This is a genomic window from Methylomonas sp. BG-2 (genome assembly GCF_057766305.1).
Map to the genome: position 1 here is coordinate 13,489 of NZ_JBYMAP010000004.1, position 20,001 is coordinate 33,489.

Here is a 20,001-nt window from a genome sequence, read left to right on the forward strand (position 1 = left end):
ATTAAGGTTCGGTTACCGCAATTTGACGCCAGGCCCCCTGCTTAAAAAAGCTCGAATCGAGCCAGATAACCGAAGTGGTCCGACACCACGGGATAGAATTCATCGTTGAAGATCGGCTTCATCTCGCGGATACGCAAGGGATGTCCGTTCCGTTTGAAGATGTAATCGATACGCCGAGGCGGACTATGCCGCCAGCCGTCGATCTGCCCGCGAAAGGTCGGCTCGTGAAACCGATGCGGATGCAGCTCGAAATATTGATCGACGTATTCGCCGTTGCCGACAATGTGCCGGTAGGCTTGGTCGCCGGCCGGCGCGTTGAAATCGCCGACAATCAAATCGCCTCTGACGCCGAAATGCAGGCGGGAAGCGATCAACTGTTTCAAGCGGGCGTATTCTTCGTGAAAGCCGTGGTGCGCCCAACTTAGATGCACGTTGGCGACGTGCAGCAAGCCAAATCGCGGCAGGTCGATGCAACTGACGGTCACGTTGCGCGACATATAATTATCCTTGCCGCAATCGTGAGACACGTAAGCGGCATGGTTATGCCGCAACGGATAGCGGCTTAAAATGGCCGTGCCTTCCCGCCATTGGTGAAAACCGATATGGCTCCAATCCTGGTGGATATGAAACCAATCCCCCCATTCCCTTAAACGCCGACAAATCCGAAACGCCATATTCGACGGCGACTCCCCATACGGATGCGTGATTGGATCGTGCCGGTACTCCCCGACTTCTTGAAAACAGGCAACGTCGATGCGCTGCTGGGCGATGGCTTCGGCGACGATTTGCACTTCGCGCTCGTGCAAATGCATGGTTTCGAAACAATTTTGCCGAGGGTGTTGCTGATAGGTATGCAGATTGAGGGTTAACAGCGTGAACGCCATGATTCCGGACGACGGCGGTTGCCGATGACCTCAACCCAATTTGGCGAACTCGGCCTGCAAGGTGGCGAGAAAACTTTCCCGCGCGACTTGGGCTATGCCCAACTGTTGTTGCAGCCGCTGGATTTCGGCATCGACGATTTGCAGATTGGACAGTTGAGTCTTTGCGATGTCGCTCAGACTGTCGATCGGGTGAGTCTTGTCGCCTATCGTCAGGGTTGGCATGTTGGTATTTGGGTCGGCCATCGATTATTTCCGGAATAGATCAAAGTGATCGGTTGGGCATGCGCGCCCAACCGCGTTGCAGTTTAGCCGGGGAATATTACAAATTCGTTATCGGCGGCCACGCCAGCCCGTTTTGGGCGAAAACGGCGGAGCCGGCGGATGGATGGCGAAATCGAACGCGCCGGCGCAATCTTAGGCATCAGCGAAGCTGGAACGCGGCGGCCCCATCCGCCGCGGCAGCCACGCCGCTGTCCATTCCGGGACCGAAGCCAATCAATGTCCGCCCTCGTCCTCTCCTTCCTCGGGCTTGACGATCTCCTGCAACGACAGCGTATCGGCCAAGTTGGATTTGTCGCCGGTCGCCGAACCCAGGCCTTCGCTGAGGTTGATCTTGAGTTTTAGGTTGTTCGGCGAGTCGGAGTTGCGCAGCGCTTCGTCCAGCGAAATCACGCCGCTTTTGTAGAGCCTGAGCAAATGGCTGTCGAAGGTTTGCATACCGATATTTTCCGATTTTTCCATTGCTTCCTTGATCGCGTGTACATCGCCTTTCTGGATCAAATCGCTGACCAGTTTGCTACCCAGCAAAATCTCGATCGCCGCTACCCGCTTGCCTTCCACGGTCGGCACCAAGCGTTGCGACACAAAGGCCTGTAAGTTCAGCGACAAGTCCATCAGCAATTGCGGACGCCGTTCTTCCGGAAAGAAATTGATGATCCGGTCCAAGGCTTGGTTGGCATTGTTGGCGTGCAAGGTCGACAGACACAGGTGGCCGGTTTCGGCAAAGGCCAGCGCGTGTTCCATCGTCTCCTGGCTGCGTATCTCGCCGATCAGGATCACGTCGGGCGCTTGGCGGAGGGTGTTCTTCAGCGCGTCTTCGTAGCTGAGCGTGTCGACGCCGACCTCGCGCTGATTGACCAGCGATTTCTTGTGCGGATGCACGAATTCGATCGGATCTTCGATGGTAATGATGTGGCCGGATGCATGGCTGTTGCGGTAATCGATCAAGGCCGCCAGCGAGGTGGATTTACCGGAGCCGGTGCCGCCGACGAACAAGATCAAGCCGCGCTTTTCCATGATTTTGTCCTTCAACACCTGCGGCAAGCCCAAACTGTCGGCGTTGGGGATATCGACCTTGATGTTGCGGATCACCAGTGCGTAATTGCTGCGCTGCTTGAAAATGTTCACCCGGAATCGGCCCACGCCCTCTTCGGCGATGGCCAGATTCATTTCCGGCACCTGTTCGAAGGCGGCGCGCTGTTCGGCGTCCATAACGGCATGGGCGATCTCCCGCAGCCTTTCGTTGGTCAACCGAACGTTTTCCAGTGGCCGCAGCGCGCCCTGAAATTTCGCGGCCGGCGGCGCGCCGACGGTCAGATACAAATCCGAACCGTCTTGTTGAACCAAAATTTTCAGGTAATCTTTAAATTCCATTGCACAGCCTCGCGTCGGGAAGTCCGCCCAAGTGTAGGCCAAGCCATCAACAAGTTGAAGCCCGGCCACGCCGAACCGGTATAATGACCGGCTTTTTCTCGATTAGACGTTTGCGGTTATGATTCAACAACGTAAGGCGGTAGCCCTGATTTCCGGCGGCCTGGATTCCATGCTGGCGACCAAGGCCATCCTCGAGCAGGGTATACACGTCGAGGCCATCAATTTTTTCACCGGCTTTTGCGTAGAGGGCCATACGCATGCGATCCGCAAGCAAGACGCCGACAAGATCAAGCGCAACAATTCGCTGTGGGTCGCCGAGCAACTGGGCATCAAGCTGCATATCATCGACATCATCGAAGAATACAAGCAGGTATTGCTGAATCCCAAGCACGGCTACGGCGCCAATCTGAATCCCTGCCTGGACTGCAAGATTTTCATGGTCAACAAGGCCAAGCAATGGATGGCCGAAAACGGCTTCGACTTCATCATCACCGGCGAAGTCGTCGGCCAGCGGCCGATGTCGCAACGCAAGCAGACCATGCCCATCGTCGCCGCCGAATCCGGCGCCGACGACTTGCTGGTGCGCCCCTTATCCGCGCAAAACCTGCCGGCCACGCTCCCGGAACGCGAGGGTTGGATCAGCCGGGAAAAATTATTCGGCTTCAGCGGCCGCTCGCGCAAGCCGCAGATGGCGCTGGCCAAGCAATACGGCTTCAGCGATTACGCCCAGCCGGCCGGCGGTTGCTGCTTTTTGACCGACGCCGCCTATTCCCAAAAATTGGCCGACTTGTGGCAGTCGCGCGGCAAACGCGACTACGACCTGGACGACGTGATGCTGTTGAAAGTCGGCCGGCATATTCGGCCCAAGCCCCACTTTAAATTGATCGTGGCCCGCGAGGACGGCGAGGCCCGTTTCATGAGCGGCTACAAAAAAGAATTCGTCAGCATGAATTGCGCGAGCCACCGTGGGCCGCTGGTGCTGATCGACGGCACGCCGGACGAAGACGACCTGCGACTGGCCGCCCGCATCCTGGCCCGTTACGGCCAAGGCCGCGATGCCGAGACCGTGGACGTCACGATACGCGACCGGCAAGGCAACGAGTGGCAAATCAGCGTGGCGCCGTTGGCGGCCGACCAAATCCCCGAGGCTTGGTTCGTATGAGCGAGATCACTTTAAACGCCCGCCGCCTGCTTTGTCCGTTGCCGGTGATCCGCACCCAGGACAAAGTCAAAACCCTGCAAAGCGGCGACATACTGACCGTGGAATGCACCGATCCCGGCGTGATGCAGGACATTCCGGCCTGGTGCCGGATTAACGGCCACGCCGTGTTGGAGGCCCGCGCGGAAAACGGCGAGTATGTTATTGTTTTACAAGTGGGCTAGGTTCCACGTCAGAGTTTTCGGACCACAGGGTTAACAGGATAGAAAATGGCAGTAGGTCACATCGAATTTCCGGTCATGCACGCCATCCAAGGCGTCAAACTGGGCACCTGCAACGCAGGCATTAAACAAACCCAACGCGACGACATTCTGGTCGTCGAAATGGCCGACGGCGGCGGTTGCGCCGCGGTGTTCACCCAGAACGCCTTTTGCGCCGCGCCGGTCCAATTGGCTAAATCCCATCTGAGCATGGCGCCGCGCTGGCTGCTGGTCAACTCCGGCAATGCCAACGCCGGCACCGGCAAGCAAGGCCTGCAGGACGCCTTCGCCTGCTGCGCCAGTCTGGCCGGCGAAGTCGAGGGCATCGCCCAACAAGTGCTGCCGTTTTCGACCGGCGTCATCGGCGAGCCGCTGCCGGTCGCCAAGTTGACCGCCGCGCTACCCAAGGCGGTCGCCGATCTGGCCGAGACCCACTGGGACAAGGCCGCCCGCGCGATCATGACCACCGACACCTTCCCGAAAGGCGCATCGACCGTCATCGACATCGACGGCCATCCGGTCGCGATCACCGGCATTTCCAAGGGCGCCGGCATGATCCAACCCAATATGGCAACCATGCTGGGTTTCATCGCCACCGACGCGACAATAGACTCAGCCTTGTTGCAGCAATGCCTGACGGCGGCGGCCGAAGTCTCGTTCAACCGGATTAGCGTCGATGGCGACACCTCCACCAACGACGCCTGCGTGCTGCTGGCCAGCGGTGCAAGCACCGCGCCGGAAATTCTGGCCGGTAGCGAGCACTACGCAAAATTTGCCGATGCGGTCACCACTGTCTGCAAACGGCTGGCCGAACTGATCATTCGGGATGGCGAAGGCGCCACCAAATTGATCCGCATCCGGGTCGAAAAAGCTTCGAGCACCGCCGAAGCGGTGCAAGTCGCCAAGACCATTGCCCACTCGCCACTGGTCAAAACCGCGTTCTTTGCCAGCGACCCCAATTGGGGCCGTATTCTGGCCGCGGTGGGCCGGGCCGGCGTCGAAAATCTGGTGTTGGAAAACATCGAGATTTATCTGGGTACCGTCTGCATCGTCGAGAACGGCGGCCGCTCGCCGCTGTACACCGAACAGGACGGTCAACGCGTGATGAACCAGGAGGAGATTCTGGTCACGGTCAGACTGGGCCGGGGCGAGGCGTGCGAGGAAGTGCTGACCTGCGATTTCTCCTACGACTACGTCAAGATCAACGCCGAATACCGCACCTGAGATGCTTGGCGCCAGCCGCCCGCTGCATGTCGCGGTGGGCGTGATTCGCGGCCGCGACGGCCGGATCCTGATCGCCGAGCGGGCAAGGACGGCCCACCAGGGCGGCCTCTGGGAATTTCCGGGCGGTAAGGTCGAAGCCGGCGAAACCGTATTGGAGGCCTTGCGCCGCGAGCTGCACGAGGAAGTCGGCATTCGCGTCGTGGACGCCACGCCGCTGATCAAGCTCACTCACGATTACGGCGACCGCCAAGTGTTGCTCGATGTTTGGGAAATTCGGCAATTCGAAGGCCAAGCCCACGGCCGCGAAGGCCAAGCCATGCAGTGGGTCGGCGCCGAACAGCTAAACGACTTCGCTTTTCCGGCTGCTAACCGCCCCATCATCGCCGCTGCCCGATTGCCCAGGGAATACGCCATCCTGGAGGCCGCCACGCCGCGGCAAGCCTTGGAGCGCTATCGTCTGCTGGTCGAACAAGGCATCCGGCTGATGCAAATCCGGCTGAAATCGTTGGCGGCGGCCGAACTCTCCGCCACGCTGGAACGCATCGTCTCAGACGCTGGCGGCGCCGACGTCACGCTGATGATTAACGCCGATCTGCCGGTAACCGACGCCAGTTTCGCCGGCTTACACCTGAGTAGCCGGGCCTTGCGCGCTTGCATAACCCGGCCGGACGGCTATCGCTGGGTCGCGGCGTCCTGCCACGATTTGGACGAACTGCGCTTGGCGGAGGATTTGGGATTGGATTTCGCGGTACTGGCACCGGTCCAGCCGACCGCCTCGCATCCGGGCGCGACCGCATTGGGTTGGGAGCGCTTCGCGGCGTTGGTCGAGCGGGTCGGTTTGCCGGTTTACGCGCTGGGCGGCCTGCTACGCGAGGACGGCGCCCGCGCCGCCAGTGCCGGCGCGCAAGGCATCGCCGGGATCAGCGCATTTTTGAATGCCGCTCAATTGTCGGGGTAGGCATCGTCGTCGGACGGCTCGTCGGCTAGCGGTTCGCCGGGAATCTTATGGGCCTCGGTGGCCCAATCGCCGAGGTCGATCAGCTTGCAACGCTCGGAACAGAAGGGCTTGAACGTTTCGGCGGCCACCCAGGCCACCGGTTTTCGACACGTGGGGCAAGCCACTGTCGTCGTGGAACGGGCGCTCATCAGAACATGCAGCGGGTCAATTGAAAGTCGATATCGTCGAGTATTTGGTTGGGGCGATTTTCGTCGGTGGACGGCTTCATGAAGCGGATGCTGAAGCGGTGTTTGCCGCCGCTGATTTCGGCGAAACACGGCAAGGCCGCCGCGATCCCGACCCGCAGCAATTGCACCGGATGGCTTTTGTCCAACGCCAACTGAAAGAATCCGGCCTTGGCGACTTCTTGAGTCGGCACGTGACTTTGACGAATGAAGCCCAGGATCAGGTCTATCGCCACCCGAATCGCCACGAAGGGCTGAGTCCAGCGCTCCAGGTCCTTTTGTTGTTCGGCCTCGTCCTGCTCCAACCAGTAATGAAACGCCGGCAAATCGAACGAACAACTGCCGCCCGGTATCGAGTTGCGTTGGGAAATGCTTTGAAACAAATCGCTTTCCATGACGCTGATGCCGATCTTGCCGTTGGCACTGTAAAGGCTGCGGCTGGCTTGGCTGACCTCGGCTAAAATCTCCTGGAGTTTTTCCGCGTCAACGCCTTGACTATTGGCCAATTGGTTCAAGACTTTAGTATGCCTGTCCAGCTCCTTGAGTAATTCGGATTTCAGATCGCTACGGCTGAAGATGGTCAAAATGTCCAACAGGACGGAAATCGCGGCGCGTTTGTCGAACACCGAGGCGCCCAACATAAAGTGACTGAGTTGTTGAAAGAGCTGCTCCAAGCGCATAAACACACGAATTCGCTCATTCAGGGGGAATTCGTAGATGGTGAGAGTATTCAAGCCGTGGGTGTCCTAACAGAGGCCAATAAATTATAGGAATTGTGCAGGCTTTTAACCTGTTCTGCAAGCCGCTCGGGATCGCCGCCGTTATCCAAAACGTCGTCGGCCCGCGCCAGGCGCGCCTCTCGGGAGAGTTGGCTGGCGATGATGGCCCGCGCCTGATCAATCGCCAATCCATCTCGAGCCAACACCCGCCGCAGTTGCTCCTCCGGCGAGCAATCGACCACCAATACCCTATCCACCCAACTTTCGCCGCCGGTTTCCAGCAATAACGGTACCGCGACAACCGCGTAGGGCCGAGCCAAACCGGCGACTTGGCTGGCGATTTCGGCATAAACCAAGGGATGCAGTATCCCCTCCAAACAGCGCTTTTGCAGCGGATCGGCAAACACCTGGTCGCGCAACAGCGCGCGATTCAGCGAACCGTCGGCTTGCAAAACCGCGTTGCCGAACGCCGCGACGATGTCTCGCAAGGCAGGTTGGCCCGGTGCCACCAACTGCCGGGCTATCAGGTCGGCATCGATAATCGGTACTCCCAGCGCCTCGAACAGCCGGCAAACCGTGGTTTTGCCGCAACCGATGCCGCCGGTCAAGCCGATCGTCAGCATCAGCTTAATCCGGCAAAATGCAGATACCAGCGGTTGATGTCGTCACCCCACAACAGGGCTATCCAGCCGGCCGCCGCCAGATAGGGCCCGAACGGCATGGGCTTGGACGCTTCGCGCCGGCCGGTCGCGATCATCGTCACGCCGACCAACGCGCCGAACAAGGACGACAACAACACGATCTGCGGCAGATATTGCCAACCGAACCAGGCGCCGAGCAAGGCCAGCAGCTTGAAGTCGCCATAGCCCATACCCTCCTTGCCGGTCAGCAATTTGAAGCCTTGATAAACGCTCCACAGCACCAAGTAGCCGGCCGCCGCGCCGATGATCGCGTCATGCGGATCGGTATAAACCTCGAACAGACTCAGCAACAAACCCAGCCACAGCATCGGCAGAGTCATGTTGTCGGGCAACAATTGATGGTCGAGATCGATGAAGCTCAATGCAATCAAGCTCCAGGTCAACAGCAAGCCGAACGCCGTGCCCGGTCCGAAGCCCAGCTTCCAGGCCACCAGCGCGGAACATGATCCGGTAAGCGCTTCCACCAGCGGATAACGCCAAGCGATCGCGGTGCCGCAGTGCGCGCACCGACCGCCCAACAGCAAATAGCTCAGCACCGGAATATTCCGATAGGCCTGGATCGGCGCATTGCAGGACGGGCAATGCGACGCCGGCCACATCAAGTTGAACACCTCGGCGGGCTCCGAATAGGGCAGTTGCAGAAACTCGTGGCAATCGCGCCGCCAATCGCGTTGCAGCATCAGCGGCAAACGGTAAATCACCACATTCAAGAAGCTGCCGACCAGCAGACCGAGCACTAGCGCCACGCCGATCAGCAGAGGCGGAAATTGTTCCAACAATGTCAACATAGTATCTCGCGGAAATGTCCGGACCTCGGCGCCGGAGGCGAAGGACCGCTATATCGCGGCTCCGAGCTTGAAGATGGGCAAATACATCGCAACGATCAGGCCGCCGACCAATACCCCCAAGATGGCCATGATGATCGGTTCCATCAGACTGCTGAGGTTGTCGACCAGGTTGTCCACCTCTTCTTCGAAGAAATCGGCCACTTTGTCCAACATTGCGTCGATGGACCCGGATTCCTCGCCGATCGCCACCATTTGCACCACCATGTTCGGGAACATGCCGGTCTGTTCCAACGCGAACTTCAACTGCTGCCCGGTGGATACCTCGTCGCGGACATTCATCACCGCGTCGTGAAACAGAATATTGCCGCAAGCACCGGCCACCGACACCAAGGCCTCGACCAGCGGCACGCCGGCCGCCGACATCGTCGATAGCGTACGGGCGAAACGGGCGATCGCCGATTTTTCCAAAATCATGCCGACCACCGGTATTTTCAATAAGGTCTTATCCAGAAAATGGTTGAAGGCTTTCGAGCGCTTTTTAAAATAACTGAAGGTGTAGCCGCCACCGCCGACCACCGCCAACACCGCCCACCACCATTCCTGAACCCAGGCGGACAAGGCGATGACGAATTGGGTGAAGGCCGGCAGATCGGCGCCAAAGCTTTTGAACAAGTCCTCGAACACCGGCACGACGAAAATCAGCAAAATCGCGGTAACGATGAAGGCCACCACCAACACCGCGATCGGATAAGTCAGCGCCTTCTTGACCTTTTTCTTGATCGACTCGGTTTTTTCCTTGTAAGTGGCTATCTTGTCCAGCAAGGTCTCCAACACCCCGGCATGCTCGCCGGCCGCGACCAAATTGCAGAACAAATCGTCGAAATAAATGGGCCGTTTCGCCAAGGCCTGGGCCATCGTGTCGCCGCCTTCGATGTCGACTTTGATCGCCAGCAACAGCTCAGCCATGCTGGGATTGTCGTGGCCGCGGCCAATGATGTCGAAGGACTGCACCAGCGGCACGCCGGCGCCCAACATAGTGGCTAATTGCCGGGCGAATACCGCAATGTCGCCGGTGGTAATTTTCTGAACCTTGGCGCCGAATAACGGCTTGGCCTTGCGCTTGATGCCGACGACGCGTATCCCCATCCGCCGCAATTCGGTTCGGGCGATCACTTCGCTTTTCGCCATGATCGTGCCCTTGGTTTTCTTGTTCTGCTTATCGAAGCCGTCCCAATTGAACTCGATTTGTTCGTCTTGCTTTGCCATGTTTATTCCTTGGTAACGCGGTCGATTTCTTCCAGCGACGTAATGCCCTGCCGAATTTTCAATAAACCGGAGGCCCTAAGATCGTTAATGCCCTCGCTTTTGGACAGCGCGGCCATATCCATGGCATTGCCGCCGCGCAATATCAACGCGCGCATCGCTTCACTGATCGGCATCACCTGATAGATACCGACCCTACCCTTATAGCCATTGTTGCAATGCTCGCAACCGACAGGTTCGTAAATTTTAAAGGTGCCGATTTCATCCTTGGCAAATCCGGCCGACAGCCAAATGTTTTCCGGAAAATCGGCCTCTTTCTTGCAATGCTCGCAAAGCCGCCGCGCCAAGCGCTGGGCCATGATCAGGTTCACCGCCGATACGATATTGAACGGCTCGATGCCCATCTGCACCAGGCGATTGATCGTTTGCGGCGCGTCGTTGGTATGTAGGGTCGATAACACCAAGTGACCGGTTTGCGCCGCCTTGACCGCGATACTGGCGGTTTCCAGATCGCGAATCTCGCCAACCATGATAATGTCGGGGTCTTGCCGCAAAAAGGCGCGCAAGGCTTCGGCGAAAGTGAGGCCGGCTTTGGCGTTGACGTTGACCTGATTGATGCCTTCGACCGTGATCTCGACCGGATCTTCGGCGGTGGAAATATTCCGCTCGACACTGTTAAGGATGTTCAAGCCGGTGTACAGCGACACCGTCTTACCGCTACCGGTAGGTCCGGTCACCAACACCATCCCGTAGGGCCGGTGAATGGCGTCCAAAAAGTTCTTTTGTTGAACCGGCTCGAAACCCAGTTTTTCGATACCGATCTGGGCGCTGGTGGGGTCGAGTATCCGCATCACCACTTTTTCGCCGAACAGCGTCGGGCAGGTATTCACCCGGAAATCAATGGCGCGGTTCTTGGAAATCTGCATTTTGATCCGGCCGTCCTGCGGCACCCGCCGCTCGGCGATGTCCATTTTCGACATAACCTTGATCCGCGATATGATCCGATTGGCAATACCGACCGGCGGACTGGCGACTTCGGACAAAATACCGTCGGCCCTGAACCGAATCCTGAATTTCTTCTCGAACGGCTCCATGTGAATATCCGAGACGCCGCGCTTGATCGAATCGAGCAGGATTTTGTTGACGAAACGGACGATGGGCGCGTCGTCGATATCCGAGCCGCCGACTTCCTCGGCCGGCTTGGCTTCGTCGCCGGCGGAGATATCGATGTTATCCAGATCGTCGTCGAGCAAATCCTTCATCGATGTATCGGCCGCTTCCAGCGCGGTATCGATCATCTTCATCAATTTGTCTTCTTCGACCAGAATGTTCTCGGTATTGTGCCGAGTGTGGAACTTGATTTCGTCCAGCGCCTGGAAATTGGTCGGGTCGGCGGTGGCGACGAACAAGCGGTTGCCGCGCTTGAACAGCGGCAGGGCATGATGCTGGCGGATCAGCTTTTCGCTGACCATTTTGATCGGCAGCGAGGCCACGTCTATCGCATCCAAATCGAAAAACGGCACGCCAAACTCGGCGGACGCGATGGAAGCCACCATCCGGCTATCGAGAACTTTATGCTCGACCAGATAGCTGACGAAGGCTTGCTTGCGTTTTTGGGCTTCTTGCAGGTAGGCGGCGGCGGTATCTTCAGTCAGCAGGCCTTTTTGGATCAGGCACTTGGCTAAGCCGCTGAAGTGAATGTTGGAAGGAGCTGTCGCCATGGAAAAGAGTCGGGAACGGATTTACTGGAAGTTTAGGCTGCAACTATAGATGATGTAAGGATTTATTCCAAACCCACGTCGCATCCGAACCGACTCGGCCGGCGCCGGCACCACCGGCCTGTCCGGCCGGCGGACTCCAGCATGGCTTTAAACTTCGTGGTAAATCGCCGCGCCTTCCTCAAGGAATTGCTTGGACTTTTCTTCCATACCTTTTTTCAAGGCTTCTTCTTCTTCCAAGCCTTTCTGTTCGGCGTAGTTGCGCACGTCCTGGGTGATTTTCATCGAGCAGAAATGCGGGCCGCACATCGAACAAAAGTGAGCGACCTTGGCCGATTCTTTCGGCAGGGTTTCGTCGTGAAAGGAGCGGGCTTTTTCGGGATCCAGCGCCAGATTAAATTGATCTTCCCAGCGGAATTCAAAACGGGCCTTGGACATGGCGTTATCGCGAATCTGCGCGCCGGGATGGCCTTTGGCCAAGTCGGCGGCGTGGGCGGCGATCTTGTAGGTGACGATGCCTTCGCGCACGTCCTGCTTGTTGGGCAGGCCCAGGTGTTCTTTCTGCGTGACGTAGCACAGCATCGCGCAACCGTACCAGCCGATGTTGGCGGCGCCGATCGCCGAGGTGATGTGGTCGTAGCCGGGCGCGATGTCGGTGGTCAGCGGTCCCAGGGTGTAGAACGGCGCTTCGAAGCAATCTTCCAGCTGTTTGTCCATATTGACCTTGATCATTTGCAGCGGCACGTGGCCGGGGCCTTCGATCATGGTTTGCACGTCGTGCTTCCAGGCGATTTGAGTCAGTTCGCCCAGTGTTTCCAATTCGCCGAACTGGGCGGCGTCGTTGGCGTCGTAAATCGAGCCAGGACGCAAGCCATCCCCCAACGAGAACGACACGTCGTAGGCTTTCATGATTTCGCAGATTTCTTCGAAATGCGTATACAGGAAGCTTTCGGTGTGGTGCGCCAAACACCATTTGGCCATGATCGAACCGCCGCGCGAGACGATGCCGGTTAGACGTTTGGCGGTCAGCGGCACGTGGTGCAGGCGCACGCCGGCGTGGATGGTAAAGTAATCAACGCCTTGTTCGGCTTGTTCGATCAAGGTGTCGCGGAAGATGTCCCAGGTCAGTTCCTCGGCCTTACCGTCGACTTTTTCCAGCGCTTGGTAAATCGGCACCGTACCGATAGGCACCGGCGAGTTGCGCAATATCCATTCGCGGGTTTCGTGGATGTTCTTGCCGGTGGACAAGTCCATGATGGTATCCGCGCCCCAGCGGATGCCCCACAGCATTTTTTCGACTTCTTCTTCAATCGAGGAAGTGATGGCCGAATTGCCCAGGTTGCCGTTGATCTTGACCAGGAAGTTGCGGCCGATGATCATCGGCTCCAATTCCGGGTGGTTGATATTGGCCGGAATAATCGCGCGGCCTCTGGCAACTTCCGAACGCACAAATTCCGGCGTAATGAAGGACTGGATATTCGCGCCGTAGGAAAAACCGGGATGCTGGCCCTGGTAACGGTCGCGCATCGCTTCCAAATTCTGGTTTTCGCGGATGGCGATGTATTCCATTTCCGGCGTGATGATGCCTTTGCGGGCATAATGCATCTGGCTGACGTTATGGCCGGACTTGGCCCGGCGTGGATTGCGGGCCAACTCAAAACGCAGATGCGCGGTTTTCGGATCGTGCAAACGCTCATGGCCGAATTTGGAGGTCGGGCCGCTCAGCAATTCGGTGTCGCCGCGTTCTTCTATCCATTTGCCGCGCACCGACCCCAGGCCTTTATGAAGATTGATGTCGACGTTCGGATCGGTGTAAGGGCCGGAGGTGTCGTAAACGTAAATCGGCGGATTCTTTTCGGCGCCGAAATGCGCCGGCGTATCCGACAGGTTGATCCGGCGCATCGGCACGTGCATATCGGCTCGGCTGCCGGCGATGTAGATCTTTTCCGACGCCGGATAGGAATCGATCCGGATGCTACTGCCGGTATCGGTCGTAATTTCGTTGCGGACAGCGCTCATGCTTATCTCCAAAAAACAGAATAAATCGCGAGCGCAGGGAAGATCTGGCTTTCCTACGCCGGCATTAACCGGTTCAGGTTCGAAGGGTTTTTCTCAGCTTTCCGAATTTGATTTGGTACGGAAAGCACCCCTAGCCTTTCAGGTGGCCGACTACGGTATATGATTATGCTTGGGAATGCAAGTCCGCCACAACCGACTCCCAGCATAAAAAGCTTATGAAACAATGGGTTTTAGCCCTCTCCAGCCAACAAGCCAGATGAGTTTAACCGCATCCATGAATTCGCCGGAAACACCTCAAAGCAAGCTGACCGGCCACTTTGCCGAATTCCTGACCTCGCGCCGCAACCTCTCGAGCACCGACAGTGCCCGCCTTTACTCACTGGCGGCAACGCTGGCCGAACAACAAGCCGCCGGCCATAGCTGTATCGAACTGGCCCCGGCTGACGCCGAGTTGCTGCTGGCGTCCGGCCTGGCCTCCAACAACGCATTAACGCCGCTCATCGTCGAATCCCAACGCCTCTACTTACGCCGCTATTGGCAGTACGAAACCCGGTTGGCGACGCAACTGGCAACGCTCGCCGATACTCAATTCGATGTACCCGATCCGGAACCGGCGCTGGCGCGTTACTTCCCGGCGACCACGGGCCAGGGCCGGCACGATGCTCAACAACAGGCGGCGCGCGCGGCGTTAAACCAGGCATTGACGGTAATTACCGGCGGCCCGGGCACCGGCAAAACCACCACGGTATTGAAAATCCTGGCCTTGTTGCTGGAACTCAGCCCCAACCCGCCATTCATTGCGTTGGCGGCACCGACCGGCAAGGCGGCAATGCGCTTGCAAGAAACGATCATCGCTAACAAAGCCCAACTGAATTGCCCGGAAACGATTAAACAAGCCATACCTGAGAGCGCCCGCACGCTACACCGTTTGCTCGGCGCTCAACCGCCATCGCCCAATTTCCGTCACAACGCCGACTTCCCACTCCCTTACGACGCGGTCGTGGTCGACGAAACGTCGATGGTCGATCTGGCTTTGATGAGCAAACTGGTCGATGCGTTAAAACCGGGCGCTCGCCTGATTCTGCTCGGCGACAAGGATCAACTCGCGTCGGTCGAAGCCGGCGCGGTTTTGGCGGACATCGCCCGCGGACTGCCGGAGCAAACCGTCGAGCTGCGTCACTCGCACCGCTTTCAAGGACAAATCAAGGCGTTGGCGGAGGCCGTCAATCGCAGCGACGCCGACCAGGCTTGGCGGTTGCTGCTGACCGGCGACGACGCGGTCCACCGGCTGGAGCACGACCCGATCAGCTATATCGGCGAACGCTATCGTCGCTATTTCCAACTGATAACGGCCGGGGCCGACGTGAACGAAATCTTCGCCGAATTCCAGCGTTTTCAGGTGCTATGCGCCAATCATCACGGCTCCCATGGCGTGGAAGACATCAATCGACGGGTTGAGCGCGCCGCCGTTGCGTCGGGGACGCTGAGCATCGGGAACACTTGGTACCACGGCCGGCCGGTGATGATTTCCCGCAACCACGCCGCGACCCAACTGTACAACGGCGACATCGGCATTTGCCTGCCGGATCCCGCCGACGGCCAGCCGCGCGTGTTTTTTCCCGACCGTGACGGTTTTCGCGGTCTTCGTCCGTCCCGGCTGCCCGCGTGCGAGACGGTATACGCAATGACCATACACAAAAGCCAGGGCTCGGAGTTCGACGAAGCGATGCTGGTGCTGCCGGAACGCATCAATCCGGTACTCAGCAAGGAATTATTGTATACGGGCATCACCCGGGCGAAACGCCGGGTAACCCTCTACGCCGGACGCGGCATCTTCGAAACGTGCGTCGCCCGCCAAGCCGTCAGACACAGCGGCTTGGGCGAAAAACTAACCGCGGCCGGGAGCCGACCATGAAGACGACAAAAAAACGCGGCAAGCGCCTGTTAGCCGACATCGCCGGACAAGCCGGCGAATTGGCGGTGCTGACCGAAGGCCTGAGCTTGTTAAGCGAACTACACGCTCTGGCGCGGCGGGTCTTGGAATTGGCGAACGCGCTGGCCTTGCAAACCGAAGAACTGAAGAAGAAACACTACCTGAGCGCGCTAATCTCGTCCGAGGCATTCGGCGAACTGGCGGAGATCGCCGACACCGACGCCGTCAGCCAACTCGAAGACCGGCTGTTTGCGGCAAACCCGGACTCGGCACTGGCCAGCGACCGCTTTTTTCAGGAGTTATTGGAGAAAATCGACGCGCGTTTCGCGCGGTTGACCGATGCGATACAGGATTTACTGCATCTGGCCGAACCGGAATCGGACCAGGAAGACGATTAGGCGCTTATGGCTCGACTGAAACAGACATTCAGAGGCCGGCGCGGCTCCCGCCGTTAGTGACTGCGCTGCACCGAGAAATGGGCCAAGGCTTCCAAGGCGCGCTTGTATGTCGAGTCCGGCAGGCATTGCAGAGCCGCGATGGCATCGGCGGCCGCGCGATCGGCGCAGCGCTCGGTGTATTCGATCGCGTTGGTCGCCTTGACGACTTCGTAAACTTCATTGAACGCTTCCCGCGAACCTTGGCGAATTGCATCGACCACCACCTTGGCCTGGCGCTCGTCGCCATGTTGAATCGCGTAGATCAGCGGCAAGGTTGGCTTGCCCTCGGCTAAATCATCGCCCAGATTTTTACCTAATTCTTCGCTGTTGGCCTTGTAATCCAGCGCGTCGTCGATCAATTGAAATGCCACGCCCAGTTGCTGTCCGTAGACCGCCAAGCCGTTTTCGACGGCAGCGTCGGCGGCCGATACCACCGCCGCCAGCCGGGTCGCCGTACTGAACAGGATCGCTGTTTTGCGGGCGATCACTTCAAGGTATTTGGCTTCGCTGGTTTCGGGATTATTGCAGTTCAGCAATTGCAGTACTTCACCCTCGGCAATTGCAGTGGTGGTTTTGGACATAATGTCCATCACCCGCATATTGTTGGTGCGCACCATCATTTCGAACGCGCTCGAATACAGATAATCCCCGACCAACACGCTGGCGGCATTGCCCCAAACCGCATTCGCGGACTCCTTGCCGCGCCGCATCGCCGATTCGTCGACAACGTCGTCATGCAATAGCGTCGCGGTATGAATGAACTCGATCACCGCCGCCAGCGTCAAGTGATGATCGCCCACCTCGCCCAACGCTTTCGCCGCCAGCAGCAGCAGCATGGGCCGCAACCGCTTGCCGCCGTTGCCTATGATGTAATGCCCGATTTGATTGATCAAAACGACATCCGAACTCAATTCTTGCAAAATCAACCGGTCGACAGCTTGAGACTCCTCGCTGGTCAAATTTTTGATCGAATCAAAATCTATGGCACCGGTAGTCGGCGCTGAATCTGTGGCTATCATGGGAAGAGTCTGAACGCTGATCACTACGGCAAATTTTGTCTGGTTAGCCAGCCATGCTATGAATAATACCGAATAGTGTCAATAGTACTAATCCGAACATAGCGTTAAACCTTTAGAGCTAAAAGCATTTTTTGTTTGACGTACCTTGCGGCCAACCCTATAATCTGCTGTTCACTTTTAACAGTTTATGCTTGATGGAGCTTACACCGATGTATGCGGTAATTCAAACAGGTGGCAAACAGTACCGTGTCGCAGAAGGTACTACCTTAAAAATCGAAAAACTGGAACTAGGCGCGGGCGACAGCGTGGAGTTCGACAAGGTATTGATGGTTCAATCAGGCGACTCTGTAAAAGTTGGCCAGCCTTACGTTGAAGGTGGCAAAGTCACCGCAACCGTGGTTTCTCAAGGCCGCCACAAAAAAGTCCGTATCATCAAATTCAGAAGACGTAAGCACCACATGAAAAAACAGGGGCATCGTCAATATTACACGGAAGTCCAGATCACTGGCATTTCCGCATAACATTTACAGAGGTTAGATCATGGCTCACAAGAAGGCAGGCGGTAGTACCCGCAACGGTCGCGATTCCAACGCACAGCGTCTGGGTGTAAAACGTTTTGGCGGCCAAGTGGTTAAAGCGGGTAATATTCTGGTTCGCCAACGCGGCACCCAATTTCATCCTGGCACCAATGTCGGCATCGGCAAGGACCACACCCTGTTCGCGACCGTGGACGGCAAAGTGGTTTTCGAGGAAAAAGGGCCGAAAAACCGCAAATACGTCAGCATCGCGGCAGCGTAACATCACCAGTAGTGCCGCAAGGCACCACTGAAAGGAAAAGCCTCGTTGTTCAGCGGGGCTTTTTTGTTTATACCGGTACATTATGAGATTTGTTGACGAAGCGGAAATCCGCGTGGAAGCAGGCGACGGCGGCAACGGCAAGGCGTCGTTTCGCCGCGAAAAATACATACCGCTGGGCGGCCCGGACGGCGGCGACGGCGGCGACGGCGGCAGCGTTTATTTGGTCGCGACCGAGAACGTCAACACCCTGGTGGATTTTCGCTATCACTCGGTGCATCGTGCGCAGCGCGGCCAAAATGGCGGTAGTCGCGATTGCACCGGCAAGAAAGGCGACGATTGCTTCGTCCCGGTACCGCCCGGCACGATCGTCTACGAAGCCGACACCGGTGAAAAAATCGGCGACCTGACCAAGCCCGGCCAGCAGCTGTTGGTCGCCAAGGGCGGCTTTCACGGTCTGGGCAATACCCGCTTTAAAAGCAGTATCAACCGCGCCCCGCAACAAACCAGCAAGGGCACGCCTGGTGAACACCGCATGCTGCGCCTGGAGTTGATGGTCATCGCCGATGTCGGCCTGCTCGGCATGCCCAACGCCGGCAAATCCAGCTTGATTCGCGCCGTCTCGTCGGCCCGCCCGAAAGTGGCCGACTATCCGTTTACGACGCTGCATCCCAATTTGGGCGTTGTCCGAGTCGACGACATGCGCAGCTTCGTGATCGCCGACATTCCCGGCGTCATTGAAGGCGCGGCCGAGGGCGCCGGGCTCGGCCTACAGTTTCTGAAGCATTTATCTCGCACCGGCCTGCTGCTGCACATCCTCGATATCGCCCCCTACCAAAGCGACGAATCGCCGGTTTCCGCCGCTCAAAAAATCATTGCGGAAGTCGAAAAATGGAGCGACGAACTGGCCGAAAAGCCGCGCTGGCTGGTACTGAACAAAATCGACAACGTTCCGGACGACGAACTCGACAACCACTGCCAGGCCATACTCGACGAACTGGAATGGGACGGGCCGGTTTACAAAATCTCCGCATTGAAAAATCAGGGTACTCAAGAGTTGATGTACGCGATCATGGATTTTCTCGAAGCGGAACGCCAACCGCCGGAGCTGACCAGCGATGAGCCGCTCTGAGTTCGCCAACGCCAATCGCGTCGTCGTCAAAATCGGCAGCTCGCTGCTGACCGACGGCGGCCGCGGACTGAACAAGACTGCGATTGCCGGCTGGGTCGAGCAAATGGCGGCGTTGCGCAAGCAGGGCGTCGACGTGGTGCTGGTCTCGTCGGGATCGGTCGCTGAAGGCATGAGCCGTCTGAAATTAAAAACCCGTCCGAAAACGCTGCACGAACTGCAAGCCGCCGCCTCTGTCGGCCAGATGGGCCTGGTGCGCCGCTTCGAAGATGAATTCCAAACACACGGCTTGCTGGCCGCGCAAGTCTTGCTGACCCACGACGACCTGTCCGACCGGCAACGCTATCTGAACGCCCGCAGCACCTTGCTAACCTTGTTGGATTTCGGCGTCGTTCCGGTTATCAACGAAAACGATGCGGTCGCCACCGAGGAGATCCGTTTCGGCGACAACGACACCCTGGGCGCGCTGGTCGCCAATCTGGTCGAAGCCGATCTGCTGCTACTGTTGACCGACCAACTCGGCCTGTTCGACGCCAATCCCAGCCTGAACCCCGACGCCAAATTGATTTCCGAAATCAGCGTCAATGAAAGCCTGCTCGACGAAGTGGCCGGCGGCAGCATCAGCGGCCTTGGCCGCGGCGGCATGTTCACCAAGGTTCGCGCCGCCCGCCTGGCGGCCAGATCCGGCGCCGCAACCGTCATCGTCTCCGGCAAGCTGGACCAAGTCGTCAATCGGGTATTCGCCGGCGAAGCGCTCGGCACCTACATGATCCCCAACATCGCCCCGCTGGCGGCCCGCAAGCAATGGCTGGCCGGACAATTGCAGCTTAAAGGCAGCCTCACGCTGGACGACGGCGCCGTCAAAATCCTCAAGGCCGCCGGCAAGAGCTTGTTGGCGGTCGGCGTCAAGGCGGTGGCCGGCCAATTCCAACGCGGCGATTTAGTGTCCTGCCTGGACGCCAACGGCCAGGAAATCGCCCGAGGCCTGATCAACTACGGCGCCGAGGATGCCGCCAAAATCGCCGGCAAACCCAGCAGCGAGTTCGAAGCCTTGCTGGGCTATGCCGACGACGACGAGCTGATCCACCGGGACAATCTCGTGCTAGTCTAGCGGGTCC

At 58.1% G+C, this 20,001-nt stretch carries 21 protein-coding genes and 1 riboswitch; of the genes, 10 read left to right on the top strand and 11 right to left on the bottom strand.

Features of this window, described 5'->3' with window-relative positions:
* Positions 1 to 41: 41 nt before the first annotated feature.
* The 3 genes from AC3B8H_RS00865 to AC3B8H_RS00875 form a co-directional block, all read right to left on the bottom strand.
* Positions 42 to 884: an endonuclease/exonuclease/phosphatase family protein gene (locus AC3B8H_RS00865; RefSeq protein WP_488439736.1), complete on the bottom strand. Its 843-nt coding sequence runs from the start codon at positions 882 to 884 to the stop codon at positions 42 to 44.
* A gap of 30 nt (positions 885 to 914) precedes the next feature.
* The gene (locus AC3B8H_RS00870; protein ID WP_488439737.1) at positions 915 to 1,127 is read right to left on the bottom strand and encodes a DUF6447 family protein; all 213 of its coding nucleotides are present in this window, start codon (positions 1,125 to 1,127) and stop codon (positions 915 to 917) included.
* A gap of 252 nt (positions 1,128 to 1,379) precedes the next feature.
* On the bottom strand, positions 1,380 to 2,537 hold the full coding sequence (locus AC3B8H_RS00875; protein WP_488439738.1) for a PilT/PilU family type 4a pilus ATPase: 1,158 nt from the start codon (positions 2,535 to 2,537) through the stop codon (positions 1,380 to 1,382).
* Positions 2,538 to 2,655: 118 nt separating this feature from the next.
* On the opposite strand from AC3B8H_RS00875, the gene AC3B8H_RS00880 reads away from it, so the two are divergent.
* Genes AC3B8H_RS00880 through AC3B8H_RS00895 form a run of 4 tightly spaced genes read left to right on the top strand, consistent with a single transcriptional unit; the run spans position 2,656 to position 6,138 of the window.
* The gene (locus AC3B8H_RS00880) at positions 2,656 to 3,699 is read left to right on the top strand and encodes a tRNA (5-methylaminomethyl-2-thiouridylate)-methyltransferase (protein WP_488439739.1); all 1,044 of its coding nucleotides are present in this window, start codon (positions 2,656 to 2,658) and stop codon (positions 3,697 to 3,699) included.
* Positions 3,696 to 3,920: a sulfurtransferase TusA family protein gene (locus AC3B8H_RS00885; RefSeq protein ID WP_488439740.1), complete on the top strand. Its 225-nt coding sequence runs from the start codon at positions 3,696 to 3,698 to the stop codon at positions 3,918 to 3,920. The genes AC3B8H_RS00880 and AC3B8H_RS00885 overlap by 4 nt, the downstream gene beginning before the upstream one ends.
* 45 nt (positions 3,921 to 3,965) lie before the next feature.
* Positions 3,966 to 5,180 carry a bifunctional glutamate N-acetyltransferase/amino-acid acetyltransferase ArgJ gene (gene argJ / locus AC3B8H_RS00890; RefSeq protein WP_488439741.1) on the top strand — a complete coding sequence of 405 codons (1,215 nt, stop codon included), beginning with the start codon at positions 3,966 to 3,968 and terminating at the stop codon, positions 5,178 to 5,180.
* 1 nt (position 5,181) lies between these two features.
* Positions 5,182 to 6,138, top strand: coding sequence for a Nudix family hydrolase (locus tag AC3B8H_RS00895; RefSeq protein ID WP_488439742.1), 957 nt, complete (start codon positions 5,182 to 5,184; stop codon positions 6,136 to 6,138).
* Here the strand turns inward: AC3B8H_RS00895 and yacG are convergent.
* From yacG to thiC, 7 genes are all read right to left on the bottom strand, one after another.
* Positions 6,123 to 6,326 (bottom strand): DNA gyrase inhibitor YacG, encoded by a 204-nt coding sequence (yacG, locus tag AC3B8H_RS00900; RefSeq protein WP_488439743.1) that lies wholly within the window; start codon positions 6,324 to 6,326, stop codon positions 6,123 to 6,125. The genes AC3B8H_RS00895 and yacG overlap by 16 nt on opposite strands.
* The gene (zapD, locus tag AC3B8H_RS00905) at positions 6,326 to 7,096 is read right to left on the bottom strand and encodes a cell division protein ZapD (RefSeq protein WP_488439744.1); all 771 of its coding nucleotides are present in this window, start codon (positions 7,094 to 7,096) and stop codon (positions 6,326 to 6,328) included. Before zapD ends, yacG begins: the two co-directional genes overlap by 1 nt.
* Positions 7,093 to 7,704: a dephospho-CoA kinase gene (gene coaE, locus AC3B8H_RS00910; protein WP_488439745.1), complete on the bottom strand. Its 612-nt coding sequence runs from the start codon at positions 7,702 to 7,704 to the stop codon at positions 7,093 to 7,095. The genes zapD and coaE overlap by 4 nt, the downstream gene beginning before the upstream one ends.
* Entirely contained in the window at positions 7,704 to 8,570 is an 867-nt protein-coding gene (locus AC3B8H_RS00915) for a prepilin peptidase (protein WP_488439746.1), read from the bottom strand. Before AC3B8H_RS00915 ends, coaE begins: the two co-directional genes overlap by 1 nt.
* A 48-nt stretch (positions 8,571 to 8,618) precedes the next feature.
* Positions 8,619 to 9,836, bottom strand: a complete 1,218-nt coding sequence (locus AC3B8H_RS00920) for a type II secretion system F family protein (RefSeq protein WP_488439747.1) — start codon at positions 9,834 to 9,836, stop codon at positions 8,619 to 8,621.
* Between the two features lie 2 nt (positions 9,837 to 9,838).
* Positions 9,839 to 11,554: a type IV-A pilus assembly ATPase PilB gene (gene pilB, locus AC3B8H_RS00925; RefSeq protein WP_488439748.1), complete on the bottom strand. Its 1,716-nt coding sequence runs from the start codon at positions 11,552 to 11,554 to the stop codon at positions 9,839 to 9,841.
* 147 nt (positions 11,555 to 11,701) lie between these two features.
* The gene (gene thiC, locus AC3B8H_RS00930; RefSeq protein ID WP_488439749.1) at positions 11,702 to 13,570 is read right to left on the bottom strand and encodes a phosphomethylpyrimidine synthase ThiC; all 1,869 of its coding nucleotides are present in this window, start codon (positions 13,568 to 13,570) and stop codon (positions 11,702 to 11,704) included.
* Positions 13,571 to 13,603: 33 nt separating this feature from the next.
* A riboswitch (TPP riboswitch) is annotated at positions 13,604 to 13,712 on the bottom strand.
* A gap of 114 nt (positions 13,713 to 13,826) precedes the next feature.
* On the opposite strand from thiC, the gene recD reads away from it, so the two are divergent.
* Both recD and AC3B8H_RS00940 read left to right on the top strand, forming a co-directional pair.
* The gene (gene recD / locus AC3B8H_RS00935; protein ID WP_488439750.1) at positions 13,827 to 15,485 is read left to right on the top strand and encodes an exodeoxyribonuclease V subunit alpha; all 1,659 of its coding nucleotides are present in this window, start codon (positions 13,827 to 13,829) and stop codon (positions 15,483 to 15,485) included.
* Positions 15,482 to 15,901 carry a hypothetical protein gene (locus AC3B8H_RS00940; RefSeq protein ID WP_488439751.1) on the top strand — a complete coding sequence of 140 codons (420 nt, stop codon included), beginning with the start codon at positions 15,482 to 15,484 and terminating at the stop codon, positions 15,899 to 15,901. The genes recD and AC3B8H_RS00940 overlap by 4 nt, the downstream gene beginning before the upstream one ends.
* A gap of 53 nt (positions 15,902 to 15,954) precedes the next feature.
* Here AC3B8H_RS00940 and ispB read toward each other — a convergent pair whose 3' ends face one another.
* The gene (gene ispB / locus AC3B8H_RS00945; protein ID WP_488439752.1) at positions 15,955 to 16,959 is read right to left on the bottom strand and encodes an octaprenyl diphosphate synthase; all 1,005 of its coding nucleotides are present in this window, start codon (positions 16,957 to 16,959) and stop codon (positions 15,955 to 15,957) included.
* Between the two features lie 209 nt (positions 16,960 to 17,168).
* Between ispB and rplU the strand changes: the two genes are divergently transcribed.
* The 4 genes from rplU (at position 17,169) to proB (ending at position 19,994) form a co-directional block, all read left to right on the top strand.
* Positions 17,169 to 17,480, top strand: coding sequence for a 50S ribosomal protein L21 (gene rplU / locus AC3B8H_RS00950; protein WP_064030963.1), 312 nt, complete (start codon positions 17,169 to 17,171; stop codon positions 17,478 to 17,480).
* A gap of 19 nt (positions 17,481 to 17,499) precedes the next feature.
* Positions 17,500 to 17,757: a 50S ribosomal protein L27 gene (gene rpmA, locus AC3B8H_RS00955; RefSeq protein ID WP_488439753.1), complete on the top strand. Its 258-nt coding sequence runs from the start codon at positions 17,500 to 17,502 to the stop codon at positions 17,755 to 17,757.
* A gap of 82 nt (positions 17,758 to 17,839) precedes the next feature.
* Positions 17,840 to 18,886 carry an Obg family GTPase CgtA gene (gene cgtA, locus AC3B8H_RS00960; RefSeq protein ID WP_488439754.1) on the top strand — a complete coding sequence of 349 codons (1,047 nt, stop codon included), beginning with the start codon at positions 17,840 to 17,842 and terminating at the stop codon, positions 18,884 to 18,886.
* Positions 18,873 to 19,994 carry a glutamate 5-kinase gene (gene proB / locus AC3B8H_RS00965; RefSeq protein ID WP_488439755.1) on the top strand — a complete coding sequence of 374 codons (1,122 nt, stop codon included), beginning with the start codon at positions 18,873 to 18,875 and terminating at the stop codon, positions 19,992 to 19,994. The genes cgtA and proB overlap by 14 nt, the downstream gene beginning before the upstream one ends.
* Positions 19,995 to 20,001: the final 7 nt, after the last annotated feature.

Excerpts from the sequence above, each read along its gene's own strand:
- AC3B8H_RS00865 (WP_488439736.1), bottom strand. The coding sequence starts at position 884 with ATGGCGTTCACGCTGTTAACCCTCAATCTGCATACCTATCAGCAACAC.
- AC3B8H_RS00870 (WP_488439737.1), bottom strand. The coding sequence starts at position 1,127 with ATGGCCGACCCAAATACCAACATGCCAACCCTGACGATAGGCGACAAG.
- AC3B8H_RS00875 (WP_488439738.1), bottom strand. The coding sequence starts at position 2,537 with ATGGAATTTAAAGATTACCTGAAAATTTTGGTTCAACAAGACGGTTCG.
- AC3B8H_RS00880 (WP_488439739.1), top strand. The coding sequence starts at position 2,656 with ATGATTCAACAACGTAAGGCGGTAGCCCTGATTTCCGGCGGCCTGGAT.
- AC3B8H_RS00885 (WP_488439740.1), top strand. The coding sequence starts at position 3,696 with ATGAGCGAGATCACTTTAAACGCCCGCCGCCTGCTTTGTCCGTTGCCG.
- argJ (WP_488439741.1), top strand. The coding sequence starts at position 3,966 with ATGGCAGTAGGTCACATCGAATTTCCGGTCATGCACGCCATCCAAGGC.
- AC3B8H_RS00895 (WP_488439742.1), top strand. The coding sequence starts at position 5,182 with ATGCTTGGCGCCAGCCGCCCGCTGCATGTCGCGGTGGGCGTGATTCGC.
- yacG (WP_488439743.1), bottom strand. The coding sequence starts at position 6,326 with ATGAGCGCCCGTTCCACGACGACAGTGGCTTGCCCCACGTGTCGAAAA.
- coaE (WP_488439745.1), bottom strand. The coding sequence starts at position 7,704 with ATGCTGACGATCGGCTTGACCGGCGGCATCGGTTGCGGCAAAACCACG.
- AC3B8H_RS00915 (WP_488439746.1), bottom strand. The coding sequence starts at position 8,570 with ATGTTGACATTGTTGGAACAATTTCCGCCTCTGCTGATCGGCGTGGCG.
- AC3B8H_RS00920 (WP_488439747.1), bottom strand. The coding sequence starts at position 9,836 with ATGGCAAAGCAAGACGAACAAATCGAGTTCAATTGGGACGGCTTCGAT.
- pilB (WP_488439748.1), bottom strand. The coding sequence starts at position 11,554 with ATGGCGACAGCTCCTTCCAACATTCACTTCAGCGGCTTAGCCAAGTGC.
- thiC (WP_488439749.1), bottom strand. The coding sequence starts at position 13,570 with ATGAGCGCTGTCCGCAACGAAATTACGACCGATACCGGCAGTAGCATC.
- recD (WP_488439750.1), top strand. The coding sequence starts at position 13,827 with ATGAGTTTAACCGCATCCATGAATTCGCCGGAAACACCTCAAAGCAAG.
- AC3B8H_RS00940 (WP_488439751.1), top strand. The coding sequence starts at position 15,482 with ATGAAGACGACAAAAAAACGCGGCAAGCGCCTGTTAGCCGACATCGCC.
- ispB (WP_488439752.1), bottom strand. The coding sequence starts at position 16,959 with ATGATAGCCACAGATTCAGCGCCGACTACCGGTGCCATAGATTTTGAT.
- rplU (WP_064030963.1), top strand. The coding sequence starts at position 17,169 with ATGTATGCGGTAATTCAAACAGGTGGCAAACAGTACCGTGTCGCAGAA.
- rpmA (WP_488439753.1), top strand. The coding sequence starts at position 17,500 with ATGGCTCACAAGAAGGCAGGCGGTAGTACCCGCAACGGTCGCGATTCC.
- cgtA (WP_488439754.1), top strand. The coding sequence starts at position 17,840 with ATGAGATTTGTTGACGAAGCGGAAATCCGCGTGGAAGCAGGCGACGGC.
- proB (WP_488439755.1), top strand. The coding sequence starts at position 18,873 with ATGAGCCGCTCTGAGTTCGCCAACGCCAATCGCGTCGTCGTCAAAATC.